12 protein-coding genes are annotated in these 14,966 nt (G+C 63.2%); 3 read left to right on the forward strand and 9 right to left on the reverse strand.

What is annotated here, in order from left to right:
- Complete coding sequence (amoE, locus tag ACB039_RS03960) at positions 1-1,665, reverse strand: amonabactin biosynthesis (2,3-dihydroxybenzoyl)adenylate synthase AmoE (protein ID WP_182785656.1); 1,665 nt, start codon at positions 1,663-1,665, stop codon at positions 1-3.
- Positions 1,662-2,855, reverse strand: a complete 1,194-nt coding sequence (gene amoC / locus ACB039_RS03965; RefSeq protein ID WP_197970355.1) for an amonabactin biosynthesis isochorismate synthase AmoC — start codon at positions 2,853-2,855, stop codon at positions 1,662-1,664. Before amoC ends, amoE begins: the two co-directional genes overlap by 4 nt.
- A gap of 322 nt (positions 2,856-3,177) precedes the next feature.
- On the opposite strand from amoC, the gene ACB039_RS03970 reads away from it, so the two are divergent.
- Together ACB039_RS03970 and ACB039_RS03975 are read left to right on the forward strand one after the other, a co-directional pair.
- Positions 3,178-3,729 (forward strand): lipoprotein, encoded by a 552-nt coding sequence (locus ACB039_RS03970; RefSeq protein ID WP_042648500.1) that lies wholly within the window; start codon positions 3,178-3,180, stop codon positions 3,727-3,729.
- 135 nt (positions 3,730-3,864) lie between these two features.
- The gene (locus tag ACB039_RS03975) at positions 3,865-5,865 is read left to right on the forward strand and encodes a hypothetical protein (RefSeq protein WP_371165182.1); all 2,001 of its coding nucleotides are present in this window, start codon (positions 3,865-3,867) and stop codon (positions 5,863-5,865) included.
- Positions 5,866-5,943: 78 nt separating this feature from the next.
- Here ACB039_RS03975 and glgC read toward each other — a convergent pair whose 3' ends face one another.
- Positions 5,944-7,218, reverse strand: coding sequence for a glucose-1-phosphate adenylyltransferase (gene glgC / locus ACB039_RS03980; RefSeq protein WP_371165183.1), 1,275 nt, complete (start codon positions 7,216-7,218; stop codon positions 5,944-5,946).
- 187 nt (positions 7,219-7,405) lie between these two features.
- On the opposite strand from glgC, the gene ACB039_RS03985 reads away from it, so the two are divergent.
- Positions 7,406-9,043: an EAL domain-containing protein gene (locus tag ACB039_RS03985; RefSeq protein ID WP_371165184.1), complete on the forward strand. Its 1,638-nt coding sequence runs from the start codon at positions 7,406-7,408 to the stop codon at positions 9,041-9,043.
- Here the strand turns inward: ACB039_RS03985 and ACB039_RS03990 are convergent.
- The 6 genes from ACB039_RS03990 to hemH all read right to left on the reverse strand — a co-directional run bounded on the left by ACB039_RS03990 (position 9,006) and on the right by hemH (position 14,863).
- Positions 9,006-9,500 (reverse strand): hypothetical protein, encoded by a 495-nt coding sequence (locus ACB039_RS03990; RefSeq protein WP_371165185.1) that lies wholly within the window; start codon positions 9,498-9,500, stop codon positions 9,006-9,008. The genes ACB039_RS03985 and ACB039_RS03990 overlap by 38 nt on opposite strands.
- A gap of 172 nt (positions 9,501-9,672) precedes the next feature.
- Positions 9,673-10,035, reverse strand: a complete 363-nt coding sequence (locus tag ACB039_RS03995) for a DUF2750 domain-containing protein (protein ID WP_010674427.1) — start codon at positions 10,033-10,035, stop codon at positions 9,673-9,675.
- A gap of 114 nt (positions 10,036-10,149) precedes the next feature.
- The gene (locus tag ACB039_RS04000; RefSeq protein ID WP_371165186.1) at positions 10,150-11,778 is read right to left on the reverse strand and encodes a methyl-accepting chemotaxis protein; all 1,629 of its coding nucleotides are present in this window, start codon (positions 11,776-11,778) and stop codon (positions 10,150-10,152) included.
- 161 nt (positions 11,779-11,939) lie between these two features.
- Positions 11,940-13,244, reverse strand: a complete 1,305-nt coding sequence (locus ACB039_RS04005) for an inosine/guanosine kinase (protein WP_043132330.1) — start codon at positions 13,242-13,244, stop codon at positions 11,940-11,942.
- A 187-nt stretch (positions 13,245-13,431) separates the two neighbouring features.
- Positions 13,432-13,824 (reverse strand): MAPEG family protein, encoded by a 393-nt coding sequence (locus ACB039_RS04010; RefSeq protein ID WP_371165187.1) that lies wholly within the window; start codon positions 13,822-13,824, stop codon positions 13,432-13,434.
- Between the two features lie 64 nt (positions 13,825-13,888).
- A complete protein-coding gene (gene hemH, locus ACB039_RS04015) occupies positions 13,889-14,863 on the reverse strand; it encodes a ferrochelatase (protein WP_371165188.1) in 975 nt (324 codons plus the stop codon).
- Between the last annotated feature and the right edge of the window lie 103 nt (positions 14,864-14,966).

Raw genomic sequence — 14,966 nt, forward strand, 5'->3', positions numbered from 1 at the left:
CTAGTTTTTATGCTGTAGAGGCTGGTTGGCGGCGATGGCGTGCGCAATGCGTGCCCGCAGCCCCTGCTTGTCAATCTTGCCCACCGCCGTCATGGGCAGGGCGTCCAGGGTTTCGAAACGGTCGGGCAGCTTGAAGTCCGCCACCCCGCGCTCACGCAGAAACTTGCGCAAGGCCAGCGGCTTGAGCCCCGGTTCTGTGGTGACGATAAAGGCGCAGCTCTTTTCCCCCATGGCGCTGTCGGACATGGAGACCAGGGCCGCATGGGTGATGGCCGGGTGGTGCAACAGCTGGTTTTCCACCTCTTCCGCCGCGATCTTCTCGCCGCCCCGGTTGATCTGATCCTTCTGCCGCCCGACCACGGTCAGGTAACCATCCGCATCCTGTACCACCAGGTCGCCGGAGCAGTAGAAGCCCTCGGCATCGAACACCCGGGCGTTGTGGGCCGGGCTCTGGTAGTAACCGCGGAAGGTATAGGGGCCACGGGTGTGCAGGGCGCCAGGCTCGCCGGGGGCAACCGGGTTGCCCGCCTCATCGAGAATGCGCACCTCGTCGTCCGGGCTCATGGGGCGGCCCTGGGTGTGAATGATCTTCTCGTCGGGGTCGTCCAGCCGGGTGTAGTTGACCAGCCCTTCCGCCATGCCGAACACCTGCTGCAGCCGGCAGCCGAGCAGCGGCCCTATCTTGCTGGCCACCGCCTCCCCCAGCTTGGCGCCACCCACTTGCAGCAAGTCGAGGCTCTCGAGCTGGGTGCGCGCAGCGGGATCCGCTTCCGCGGCCTGCAGCCAGAGCGAGACCGCCGGCGGCACCAGCGAGGTGAGATTGACCCGGTGGCGGGCGATCAGCGGGAAACAGCTGATGGGGCTGGGGTCGGGCGCGAGCACCACGGTGCCGCCCGCCTCGAACACCCCGAGCGCCCCGGGGGAGCTCAGGGGGAAGTTGTGGGGTGCCGGCAGGGCGCACAGATAGCGGGTGTGAGTCCCCAATTCACAGATTTCATTGCTGCGGCGCACGCTGTACAGGTAATCGTCATGGGTGCGGGGGATGAGCTTGGGGGTGCCTGTGCTGCCACCGGAGAGCTGGAAGAAGGCCACCTCGTCCGCCGGGGTCGGGCCAGATTTCACCGGCTCACTCTCAGCCACCTTCGCCAACCAATGGGTCAGCCCCAGCTCCCCTGCGTCACCATCCAGCAGCACCAGCTCGGCGCCTATAGTTGTCAGCAGCTCGCTCTCGCGACCCTTGCTCGCAAACTGCGGATGAGCCAGCGAGCCGATAAAGAGGCGCGGAGTGATCTGCTCGGCATAAGAGAGGAGCTCCAGCCGGTTGTGGCTAAAGAGCGCATTGACCGGTGCGATGCCAGCCTTGAGCAGGGCGAAGAACACCAGATAGAACTCGGCCACGTTGGGGAGCTGCACCAGAGCGGTGTCCCCTACCCCCAGGCCGTGGCGGGCCAGACGCCCGGCCAGCCGGCTCGAAGCGGCGTCCAGCTCGCCATAGCTGAAGCGGCGATCGCCGCAGAGAATGGCCTCGGCGTCGGGGGCCAGCTCGCACTGGCGCGCCAGCATGGCGGTCAGGGGCTCGCCGCGCCAATAACCTTTGGCGCGGTAGCGCTGGGCCAATGCGTCAGGCCAGCGGGTATAGGGCAGGAAGCGGTTGGACTGGGTCATTGCGCCACCTCCGGACTCAGGCCCAGGGCCTTGAGCATGGTCCCCAGTTTGGTGCCGGTCTCGGCCCACTCCATGGCAGGATCCGAGCCCGCGACGATGCCGGCGCCGGCGAACAGCTCCACCTGATGCCCATCGAGCACGCCGCAGCGGATCACCACGGCCCACTCGCCGTTGCCCTGGCTGTCGCACCAGCCGACGATGCCGCTGAACAGGGCTCGCCGGAAGGGCTCCTGCTCGCGGATGAACTGGCGGGCCAGATCGGTGGGATAGCCGCACAGGGCCGGGGTAGGATGAAGCTGGCAGGCCAAGGAGAGTACCGACGCCTCACCGCCATTGAGCCTGCCGGCGATGGGGGTGCCCAGATGCCAGAGGGTGTCCGTGCTCATCAGCGAGGGGCTGGACGGGATCGCCAGCTCGCGGCAGTGAGGGGTCAGCACCCGACGGATCTCGTCGATCACCAACTTGTGTTCATGCTGATCCTTGCGGGAGGCCAGCAGATCCCGGGCCACCGCCTCGTCTTGCGCCGGTTCACTCGCCCGTCTGGCGGATCCCGCCAGCGGATGGGTGAACACCTCTCCCCCGCTGACCCGCAGCAGCAGCTCGGGGCTGGCGCCAAGCAGGCGGCGGCCCTGGCCGAGCGGCAGGGAGAAGTGGAAGGCGTGGGGATTCTGGGCCATCAAACGGGCCATCACCCGCTTAGGGTCGGCGGGCTGATGTAGGGTGAGCGTCAGCTTGCGTGACAGCACCACCTTGGCGAGCTTGCCTTGTGCAAACGCATCCAGCGCAGCACTCACCGAGGCCTGGAATTCGCTGGCCGGCGGGGTGCTCTGCACCGAGATGACCCGGTTGGCCTCGATGGCCTGCTCAGCCATCGCCGCTGTTGCCGGCGCCTGTGCCAGCGGGACAGGGCGCTCGCCCCGCTTATAGCGGCCGGGCACATAGAGACAGGAGGCTTCCGCCGGGTCGAAGGCAAAGGCGCCGATAAGCAGGGGGTTGGCCTGGCCGGCGGCGCTGGCAGCGGCCAGCGCGTCAGCAATCTGTTGTTCTAGCAAAGGCCATTCACAGGCGGGGGTGGTGATGGGTTGCCCCAGGTCAGTGGCATTGATCGTGCCCTGACCCGAGGTAAACAAGAAATCAGGCGACATCTTCGCCTCGGCAGGTGCGCCATTTTCCATTACTCGAGTATTCACGTTACACCCTCAAAGAAGATTCAAAATGATAATGATTATCAATTTGACTTTGTGCGGCGGTAAAATACTCGCTTTGAAATCACGGGGTCAATGGGATTTTGAATCGATAAAACAGGAGCTTGTCTGTGGGTATTGCGGGGACAGCGCCACGGCGGGCCTGTTGGCGCAGGGGATGACAACGCTACTCGAATGAACACGGATTGCCATCCCCATATGGGGGATGCGACAGAAACGGGGTCAGCCCGCCCCCACTGGCGGCCGACCCGCTTTGCCCCTAAGATGGCGCCATCCGTTGTTGCCACCCATTTGATGGAACCTTCCCATGTTAAAGCACCTGCTTCTGCTCCCCTTCGCCCTGCTGCTGGCGGCCTGCTCTCTCACCCAGTACAGCGTCAGCGAGGGGGAGATAAACCAGTACCTCAAGGAGCGAGTCGCCTTCGAGAAACAGCTGGGGATCCCCGGCATCATGTCGAGCAAGATCCGCCTCGATGACATGCAAAGCCGCATCGGCCGCCGCCAGACCGACCGGGTCGAGCTGGATGCCGCCGGCGATCTGGAAGTGGCCAGCCCCCTTGGCAGCCAGCAGATGAAGGTGCGCCTCTCCCTCAGTGCCCGCCCCGACTACGTGGCCGAGCAGGGCGCCATCTACCTGCGAGACCTCGAGCTCATCTCGGTCAAGACCGAGCCAGCCGACGTGGGCGCCGCCCTCACGCCGCTGCTGCCCACCTTCAACCAGTCGCTCTCCCTCTTCCTCTCCCAGACCCCCGTCTATCGGCTCGACGGCAGTCGCAAGAACGAGGCCAGGATCAAGGAGAAGGTCGAGGCCCTCAAGGTAGAGCCGGGTCGCCTGGTGATCCCCTTCAAGCTGATGTAACGCCTGCCGCCGCGCCCTCCTTAAGGGCGCGGTTTTTTCTTCTCAAGACATCCCCTTTGCCCCATAATGCACACCATTCTCATTTAGATTCATGAGAAGCGTCATAATAAAATCAAACATATGGGTAAAAAGGACATGAGAAAAACCGTACTGGTGCAGGCGATCGCCTGTGCATTGCTCAGCAGCGCAGCGCACGCTGCCGTCAAGGTGGAAGACAAGACCTTCAACACCGCCGCCAACATGCTGGCCTACACCGAATTCGAACTCTCCGGTGAGCCGCTGGCCGAGGCGCTGGGGCTGGATCTGGACGTGCTGGACGCCAACCGCGCCGACGAGCCCACCCCGTTCGACTTCGCCGCCGGCATCGAATCCTATGAATACTCCGAAGAGGCCATGTACGCGCTGAACTACCAGTCCGGCATGGGCCCCCATCTGGCGAACGGACCGCAAAACCAGGCGCGCGGTGGCACCCTGGCCGACTTGGGCAAGCGGGTGCTGGCCATGGCCGAGGCCGTCGGCTTCCCGGCCGATGAAATTCCACAGGGCATGTATCCCCTCTCCCTGCCCTACGCCTCCGCCAACCCGGAGTTCGCGCAGGCCGTGAACGCCACCCCGGTCAATGGCGACCAGATCACCATCAAGACAGCCAAGGGCAACGAGAAGAGCGTCAAGACCCAGGTCCCCGCCTACTTCCGCGACTACGCCACCCTGCGCTGGAGCGGCAGTGACAACCTGCTGGTCCCCGCAGCCGTGGGCGGCATCCTGCTCAAGGAGGTGATGTGGTCCCAGGACTTCCTCGGCGGCATGCACGTGGCCGAGAGCGATGAAGAGGTGGAGGCCGCGTCCGCCACCATGGATCAGGACGGCAAGCACAAGCTGGGCGTCTCTGCCGCCGACGGCTTCAACGGCATGATGCTGACCGAGCAGTCCATCGACAAGCTGGCCATCCTGCAGGGTCAGCTCGGCTTCGATGGCAAGCAGCTCGGCGCCAAGGTAAGCCCCCAGTACGATCCGGCCAAGGGTGTGGTCTACTTCCCCCATCAGGTGAAGGTGACCGAGACCGGCAAGAATGACGTCGGCGCCATCGGCAAGCTCGACGTGGTAGACGGCTCCGCCCAGTTGCGCGACGCCTGGATGCTGCTGTGGCCGCTCTCCGAGTTCTACGCCTTCACCGATCAGCGCGGCGCCAACACCAACCAGAACCCGGCCTTCCACGCCGTGTTTGACGGCGCCCCGTTCGCCGCCGCCCCGGCCGCCAACCAGACCAACGATCTAGGCAAGGCGGTGGCGGGCAGCGATGCCTTCTCCCTGGCGCTGAATCTCTCCAACTTGACCTTCAAGAACCTGGCGGCCCTGCACTTCGAGCCCAAGGCCGGCACCCTGGTCGACAGCTGGCAAGCAGGCAAGCAGGGCAAGCACGTCACCACCTTCGACGCCGCCTACGCCCTGGTCGCCCTGCAGATCTTCCAGCGCGCCCAGGATGCGCTGCCGGTGGGCTACGCCGCCGGTGACAATGGCGAGCTGAACCTCAAGACTCAGCAAGGTCAACAGGCGCTGGAGCTGGTGCGCAAGCAGGCTGACTTCATCCTCGGCAAGCTGGTGGGCACGAACGGCCTGGTCCATGACGGTCTGACCCTGGGTGGCAAGCTTGACGCCGGCCAGTCCATCGACGCGCAGTTTGCCGCCATCCGCGGCCTGACCGCCGCGTTCCTGGCCACCTCGGATGCCAAGTACCGTACTGCGGCGCGCGAGCTCTTCATCGCCGCCGACAAGGCCTACTTCAATGCCAAGGCCGGTACCTGGCTCGCCGGCAAGCAGGGTGAATACACCCCCTGGACCCAGGCAGCCATCTCCGGCGCCCTGCGCTCCGCCATGCTGAACCTGCTCAACGAAGGGGCCGAGAAGGCACCCGAGCTGGAGCTGGCACAGCTGACCCAGCGCTACGTGAGCTGGTTCCGCGGCACCGTCAACGGCGGCATGCAGATGGCCGAATGGGTCGGTGATTCCGGCGAGAACGTCATCGAGGGTGCCGGCAGCGACACCGACGAAGATGGCGTCCCGCAAGTGACCGCCGCCGGTGGCAAGCATGGCACCGCCATGGTGATGGCCGCCAAGGCCCTGATCACCGAAAAATAATCAGCCGCCCGGCTGAACAGACAAAGGGAGCCATATCGGCTCCCTTTTTAGTTGTGACGTCTGACGTTGGCAATGGTGTCACCCCAGCTTGGCCAGCATCGGCTTGGTCACCAGCACTATGCCCTGCTCGGAGCGGTAGAAGCGGCGGCTATCCTCGTCTGCATTCTCCCCCACCACCAGGCCGTCTGGCAGCTTGCACCCCTTGTCCACCACCACCCGGCGCAAGCGGCAACCAGCCCCGATCTCGACCCCGGGGAAGATCACCGCCTGATCCAGGGTACAGAAGGAGTGCACCCGCACGTTGGTGAACAACACCGAGTTGAGCACGAAGGAGCCGCTCACGATGGAGCCCCCCGCAAACATGGAGTTGATGGTCATGCCGTGCTGGCCGTTTCTGTCCTGCACGAACTTGGCCGGTGGCGACATGTTCTGGCTGGTCCAGATGGGCCAGTTCTCGTCATAGATGTCGAGCTCGGGCACCACGGAGGCAAGGTCCATGTTCGCCTCCCAGAACGAATCCAGGGTCCCCACGTCGCGCCAGTAGGGTTTTTGCCCCTCCTTGGCCCCGACACAGGACATGTTGAACGGGTGGGCAAAGGCCTTGCCCTCCCCCACGATGCGCGGGATCACGTCCATGCCGAAGTCGTGCTTGGACTCCAGGTTGTGGATGTCCTCTTCCAGTAACTGGTAGAGGTACTCCGCCTCGAAGATGTAGATGCCCATGGAGGCCAGCGAGCGATCCTCGCAGCCCGGCATGGCGGGCGGGTTGGCCGGTTTCTCGACGAAGGCGCGGATCTTGCGCTGCTCGTCGATGTCCATCACCCCGAAGGCGGACGCCTCCGCACGCGGCACCTCGATGCAGGCCACCGTCACCTTGGCGCCGAGGCGCACGTGATCGAGCAGCATGGCGGCATAGTCCATCTTGTAGATGTGATCCCCCGCCAGCACCACTATGTATTTGGGGCCGTAGTCGCGAATGATGTCGACGTTCTGGTAGATGGCATCGGCGGTGCCGCGATACCAGTGCACCTCGTCCACCCGTTGCTGGGCAGGCAGCAGATCGATGAACTCGTTCATCTGATAGCGCAGGAAGGACCAGCCCGATTGCAGGTGGCGCAGCAGGCTGTGGGACTTGTACTGGGTGACCACACCCACCCGGCGAATGCCGGAGTTGATGCAGTTGGAGAGCACGAAATCGATGATGCGGAACTTGCCGCCGAAATGGACGGCGGGCTTGGCGCGGTTGTCGGTCAACTGCTTCAGGCGACTACCACGTCCCCCTGCGAGCACCAAGGCCATACTCTGATTCAATAGTTGCCGTGCTTTGGCTGTGTCTACGGGTTCTTGCAACATATTTACCTCTGCTCTGTTGGGGCTGTTTTCAACCCATCTTCGCTTTTTTCACAAACTATGAAAGTGTTTTCACTCACATTTAGTTGCTTTCCGCCGGTCCTTTTCACGGAGTTGCGTGAGTACTCATGCTTTGTGCCGGCGGCTTGGTTAGAATTTCTACATCATGAACATCATCAAGGATGAAACGATGTTGAATAAACACGAGGGAAATCTGCTGCTGGTCAGCGCCCTGGTCTGCATTCCCATGCTGTTGCTGCAGGGGCTCTGGCTTGCGCCCCCGGTCTCCCCCCTCACCCTGCTGCTGGTTCTGATGACCACCATCATTGGCTTTGCCATGCTTCTCTTTCTCACCCACAGCGTGCGCAAGGGGGAACGGGCGAGGCAAGAGCAGCGCTGGCTGCTGGCGCTGCAGCAGCGGGATCCCGCCATACTGGACAGCCCGCAGGCACAAACGGCGCTACGCCAGTTACTCACCTCCTTCAGTGAAGCCGAACTCGATGCACACCGCCAGATAAGCGAACTGCACAATCAGGCGACCCGGGACGAGATGACGGGCCTGCGCAACCGCCATGCGTTCAGGCGCGATCTCACCGAACTGCTGCAACAGGAGAATACCCAGACCGCCATCTTGGTGCTGATCCGTGCCACCGAGCTTGGCAAGCTAAACGCCCAGCGCGGCTTCCAGTCGGGGGATGCCTACATCAAGGACATCGCCAACCTCATCACCCACACGGTGATCCGCTTCCCTGGCCATCAGGTCTATCGTATCTCGGGGGCCGACTTTGCGGTTCTGATGCCACCGCTGGCCCAGATCCCCCCCCACCTGCTGGGGCGGGATCTGAAACTCGCCTTCGATCGCTATCAGCACGAACACGAGCTGGACAGTGCCGCCTACTCGGGCATGACCCGGCTCAGCAGCGAACAGAAGATAGAGGCCATCCTGGCCCGAGCCGATCTGGCGCTGGCCCGTGCCCAGACGGAAGCGGTCAACGGCTGGGCCATCCAGCAGAGTGACGAGGTGGTCGAGTTGCAGGGGCAGCGTCACTGGACCCAGGTACTGACCGATCTGCTGGAGCAGGAGAGCGTCAGCTTTACCTGCCAGCCCATCCAGCCCCTGCATCGCGGCATGCAGGCCTATCACGAGATCTACCCCCGCTTTTGCAGCAGCGACGGCACCACGCTGCCGAGCGACACCCTGCACGCCATGGCCCAACGTCTGGACATGGTGCTGCGCCTGGCGCAAATGGTGATCCGCCACGTCATCCGTCAATACCGCGCCTTCGGTGGTCACAACAGCCGCTGGGGCCTCAACCTGCCGGGCACCTTGCTGCAAAACAGCGCCTTCCTCATCTGGCTCGATCACCAGTTGCAAAAAGACCCCGACATCAGTGCCAACCTGGTGTTCGAGTTAGATGAGGAACATCTGGAGCGCAACCTGACGGGGGCGAGGCGGCTGTTCGAGTTGCTCAGGCGCCACGGCAGCCGCTCGGCCATCTGCAACTTTGGCAAGGGGATAGGCTCCTTCAGCCTGTTTCGTGAGCTCAAACCCGACTACATCAAACTGGACCCCGGCCTCATCACCGAGCTGGAGCAGGATCTGACCAACCAGCAATTCGTGCGGATGATAGTCGACGTCTCCCATCGCATGGGCAGTCTGGTGATAGCGGAAGGGGTCGAGCAGATAGGGCAGAAGCAGATGCTGCAAGGCATGTACGTAGACGGGTTGCAGGGGTACCTGATCGCACGGCCCCAGGAGCTGGGACCGGAGATGAGCCAGATGGCGTTTTTTACGGAGAGCGTTTCAACTTCAGCAGGGTCAGAATGATGTCATTGAGCTGGCGATAGCGCTCCAGCTCCTTCTGATCGTAACGGGTCGCCAGCATGGTCGGGTTGTGGCGGTTCTTGAGGTAACGGTTGATCTGCAGACGATTGAAACCGGCCACCTTGTAGACCTGACCGAGCAAGGCATTGAGCTCCTCGTCCGCCAGTCCCGCCCGGGCCAGATAGTCCTCCTGGGACGGGCTCTCCAGCTGGCAGCTCTGCTTGTCGAGGTGGCCGCTCTCCTGCAGATAGGCGAGCCACTGCTCCACATAGAGCGGCTTGCAACCGGCCAGCAGATCGAAATAGCCCACCGCATCGCAGCGGCAGCCGGTGAGCAGCACCAGGGCCAGGGCATCGCTGTCGCATTGGAAGGTCACGGGACCGCTCTGGCCCCAATCCAGCGCCTGCACCCGGATCCGGGCCCGCGCGCCCGCCGCTGTAGTCACGTCAAAGACAAACATGGCACCTCCCGATCGGCAAAGGGTTGATGATGACCCATCTCGGTGACGGGTGCAAAGCCAAATCGCCCGCTCATCTTGGCGCCCTTGCCGGGCATAAAAAAACCGACGGCCTCGCAGCCGTCGGTTCTGGTCTCGGCGATGGCCCGCGTCGGAGCCATCAGTGCAGCACAGTTCAGGCGTCCAGCTCAACCAGCGCCTTGGCCAGCTCGATGGGCTCGAGCTCCTGGCCTTCCAGATCGGCGTTCCAGTTCGGGCCGACCAGCACATCGTCTTCGTCCAGATCGTTGATCCAGATGTCGAGAAACTCTTCGAGCTCGATCACTTCCGGCTCGTAGTCCGCCCACTCGTCCACGCAGTGCAGACGGGCATCGCCCTCGGCAGACCACAGCGGCATGACGTCGGCATCTTCGAACTCGGCGGAGCGGCACACCACCCAGTCTTCACCGTAACGCAGACCCCACACCTGACCCGACTCGCGGACTTCTTCGATGAACAGCTGGAAATTGGCGTCAAGATTGTCAGTTAGTTTGCTCATGGGGGTCTCTCTCTTGCAGGCGGTCGGCCAACGCTGGCCAATAATGGGGCTGATGGTGTCCCAAAAGCCCCCCAGACTCAAGCCTTATCCCCAAAAAGACGGGGATAAGCGCCATCAGGTTCGATATTGGGCGACCAGGACCCCCAACTCATCGCAAGAGAGCGCCAGCTGGCTTGCCGCCTGCTCGGTCAAGCGGTTCTGGGCCAGGGCATCCGCCGCCAACTCTGTGATGGCCACCAGCCGCTGGTTGATCTCCTCGGCCGCCCGGCTCTGCTCGGCGGCGGCCGTGGCGATCTGGCTATTCATGGCATTGATGGTGTGCACAGAGCCATCGATGGCATGAATGGCGCCGTCGGCATCACCGGCCCTGTCCGCGGTCGAGCGGGAGAGTTGCTGCAACTGGGTGATGCCGCTGACCACCCGGCCCGCCCCCTCCTGCAGCCGCTGGATCATCTGCCGGATCTCGTCGGTGGAGCTGTGGGTGCGGGTCGCCAGGGTGCGCACCTCGTCGGCCACCACAGCGAAGCCACGCCCCTGCTCGCCGGCCCGGGCCGCCTCGATGGCGGCATTGAGGGCCAGCAGGTTGGTCTGCTCCGCCACCCCCCGGATCACGTCGAGCACGGAGCCAATCTGCTGGGTCTCCTGCTCGAGCTGGCTCACCGCCTGCACCGTCTCCACCATCTCGTCCGCCAGCTGGCTGATGGTCTCCCTGGTCTGGGCCACCACCTGACGCCCGTGCTGGGCGAGATTGAGCGCGGAGTCCGCCGCCTCGGCGGCCTGGGCCGCGTGCTGGCCCACCTCCCGGCTGCTCACCGTCATCTGCTCCATGGCGCTGGCCACCCGCAGGGTGTCCTGCTCCTGGCCGGTGACGATGGCGCCGGTCCGGTCGACGATCTGGGCCAGCTGGTGCGCCTGCTCCCGGTTCTGGGCCGTGATCTGCTGGCTGCGCCCCACCAGCTGCGCCATCTGGCCGGCGAAGAGGTTGAAGTTGACCGAGAGCTGGCTCAGCTCGTCCCGGCCCGACTCCGGCAGCCGAAAACGCAGATCCCCCTCCCCCCTGGCGATGTTGCCGAGGGCCGATACCGACTGGGAGAGGGGCACCACTATGCTGCGCACTATGAGCCCGACCACGGCAAACAGCAGTATGGCCAGCACCAGGCCTATCCCGAGCAGGGTGCGCAGCACCTCCTGATACTGGGCCTCGACGTCGTCCACATAGACGCCGGTACCGATGATCCAGTCCCAGGGGGCGAAGCGCTTGATGTAGGAGATCTTGCGCACCGGCTCCTCCACCCCGGGCTTGGGCCAGTAGTAGGCCACCTCTCCCGCGCCCTGCGCCCTCGCCAGATCGGCGAAGGCCACAAACAGCCTGAGCCCCTGCTTGTCCTCCACCCCGGAGAGATCCTTGCCGTCCAGCTCGGGTTTCATGGGGTGCATCACCATGGTGGGGTGGCTGTCATTGATCCAGAAGTAATCCTCCTCGCCATAGCGCAGCCCCTTGATCGCCGCGAGGGCCTCGGCCTTGGCGCGCCCCTCGTCGAGCTCCCCCTTGCGTACCCTGGCCTCGAATCCGGCCACCAGGCTGTAGGCGGTCTCGACCTGAGCCCGGGTCTGACGGCTCTTCTCCCCCATCAGCCCCTGCTGATAGATCTGCAGGCAGAAGAACAGCAGCAGTCCCAGCAGCGCCAGCACCATCAGGGTCACCAGCGACAGGCGCCGGCCGATACTCCATTGTCTCAACATACCCTAGTCCCGAACCAGCTACATGTTGTTAACAAGGTATGTCGCCATGGCGCGGCCTGTCCACGATGACAGCAAAAGCAGTGCCAAAAACATGATCCAGCCCCAAAAACAAGAAAGGGTGCCCAGTGGCACCCTTTCTTGTTGTCGACCGGATGACGGTATCACCGCTCCCAGTACACCTCTTCCAGGCTGTCTTCCTTCTCCGGCAGGCCGCGGGAGAGACGCGGGCTGCTCTGGGCCAACACCTCGTAGCTCACCCGGTTGGCGTACTTGCACACCTGGGCCAGGGAGGAGTAGGTGAGGAACTCGGAGAGGTGCTTGGCGGAGTTCGGCACATTCATGCGGTGATAGGCGTTGGCCACCATGTCGTGCAGCACCGCGGACAGGGCGCCATCCCCTGCACCATTGGTGTTCTTGATCTTCTCCGGGCCGCCCATGTAGGGGGAGATATGGGAGTAGATCCGCGCCGGATTGCGGCACTTGTCGCGGGCCATGGGGCGGCTGAACTCATACATGTTGAATTCGGGGATGACGCCGGGCAGCAGGGTATGGGTTGTTTCGCGCTTGTAGTCTTCCTCGGTGTAGCTCGCCATGTAGAGGCCGACGGGACCGGCGGTGCAGAGCACCATGTCGGCCCAGTCCAGCGCCTTGTCGGCGGCACCGAGCGGATCTTTAATCCCGGTCAGGGCCTCGGCTTCGTCCTCGTTCATGGCGAGCACGGTCACGTTCTCGCTGATGAAGTCACGCCACCACTGGGGGTTCTCGTCGATGACGAAACGGGTGCCCAGGGTCAGCACCACGGGCACACCGGCCTCGCGGGCATAACGCACGGCAGCCATGGCCGCCTCCTTCATGGGGGTGCCGTCGGCGCCGCGCACCAGGTAGGCGGTGATCACCAGGGCGGAGGACTCCTTGATGATGGCTTCCGGGATGTGCGCCACGTCCAGGTGATCCATCTTGCCGGCGTTGATGCCAAAGCTGCGCTCGCCCCCTTCGGTGATGAAGGTGAAGCAGCGACCGACCGGGCCATCCACCGGCTGCAGGTAGTCGAGGTTGACGCGGGACGAGGTGTTGCACAGATAGCGGTAGGCGTAGCTGCCGATGCGGATGTCTTGGCTCATCACCCCGAGCAGGATGGAGTGGGAATCCGCCAGCACAGAGTAGTTGTGCATGGTGTTGCCTATGGTGCCGCCGGCAAACTCGCTCACTACCATGTTGTTGGCCTTGAGCTCTTCATAGACCCGCTCGGCCACATCGTCGGAGATGAGCATGGAGTGACCCTTGCTCAGGCCGTACCGGTTCAGGAAGTCCTCGTCCACATGGGCTTCTATATCCACCAGAGTCTGATCTATGCCCACCACATAGGCCTTGCCCAGTTCGGTGAGCAACGGATTTTGCGGGATCAGGGGATCACGCCTGTCGACCGGGAAGTAGTGTTTGGACTTGCGCTGACCGGGAAATTTCATGGCAATCTTCTGTGCTCTGGGGGAAAGAGGGGCGGGATTTTAACACAATCCACCCCGCCGAAAAGTCGCACGATTAAATTTTGAGGTCAGTATAGACAAGGGTTTGCGAGGAAAACGTTTGATCTCCCCCCCCTCAAAAAACCACCTCGCGGTGAGGTGGTTTTTCGCACTCAAGTGACGTCGGGTCTCAGCCGAATGACAGCCCCTGCACCAGCGCCAGCACCGAGAAGAGCCCCAGGGACAGCCAGAAAAACAGGGTGCCGAACAGCCGTGGCTTGTTCGGCGCCCTGGGGATCTGGATACCGATGGCGTGCAGGATGCGCCCCACCAGCAGCAGCCACCCACCCAGGTGCAGCCAGAGCGCCCCCACCCCGGCCAGTTCGCACAGGGCCATCAGCAAGAGAGTGAGCGGCACGTACTCGGCGAAGTTGCCGTGGGCACGGATGGCGGAGAGCATTTCGGGCGCCTCCCCTTCCCCTATCATCACCTTGAACTGTGCGCGGCGCTTGACCACCCAGAACGAGAGCAGCAGGAACAAGAGCCCCAGCAAGCCGCCGTAGATCAGCGTGATATGCATCATCGAGACACTCCTTTATCGTTGAACCCGAATATCCGGCTCGCACAGTCGCGGCCGTAAAGACCCCTCACGCCAGCTCGCGACAGATCAGCGACACCATCATGCGGATATGGGCCTGATCGCTGTTGAGGGCCGGTATGTATTCGAACTGCTCACCCCCGGCGTCCATGAAGATCTCGCGGTTCTGTACCTGGATCTCCTCCAGGGTCTCGAGGCAATCCGCCGAGAAGGCCGGACAGATCACATCGAGTCGCTTGACACCACGGGTCGGCAATCCTTCCACGGTCACGTCCGTGTAGGGTTTGAGCCACTCCTCCTTGCCAAAGCGGGACTGGAAGCTGGCGGTCCACTGGTTGGCATCGAGCCCGAGCGCCTCGGCCAGCAGGGCCGCGGTGCGCCGACACTGATGACCATAAGGGTCGCCTTCGTTCTCGTAACGCTCCGGAATACCGTGGAACGACATCAGCAAGTGCTCGCCCTGGCCGTGCTGCTCCCAATGGCGACGCACGCTCATGGCCAGCGCCTGGATGTATTCGGGGTGGGCATGGTAATCACGAATGAGCCGCACCACCGGCAGATTGCGCTCTTTCTTCATCGCCTTGGCCCAGGCATCGAACACCGAGGCCGTGGTGCTGACCGAATATTGCGGATAGAGCGGCAGCAGGATCACCCGGTTGACACCCTTGGCCTTGAGCGCCTGCCAGCCATCCTCCATGGAGGGTGAGCCATAAGTCATGGCCAGCTCCACCGGCACCTCGACCCCTTCACGCTTGAGTTCCTGCTCCAGCGCCGCGCGCTGCTGCAGGCTTATCACCATCAGGGGTGAGCCCTGTTCGGTCCACACCTGCTGGTAGAGCTTGGCTACCCTGGGGGAGCGCGTCGGCAGGATGATGAAGTGGAGCAGTGGACACCAGAGATAACGCGGCAGGTCAACGACCCGCTGATCGTGCAGAAACTGGCTGAGAAACGCCTTGACGGCGGCCGTGGTTGGCGCGGCTGGGGTCCCCAGATTGACCAGCAAGATCCCGGTTTTCGTGGTCACATTTGCTTCCTGTCTTTCTGTTGTCATGTCTGAATGCAAGAAAGGGCCCATGCCGGGCCCTTGTCTCAATGGCACATTGCCGCTGGCCCCTCAGGAGCGTTGG

Origin of the sequence: Aeromonas sp. S2(2024), assembly GCF_041402505.1 — a bacterium.
Taxonomy (GTDB): Bacteria; Pseudomonadota; Gammaproteobacteria; order Enterobacterales; family Aeromonadaceae; genus Aeromonas; species Aeromonas media.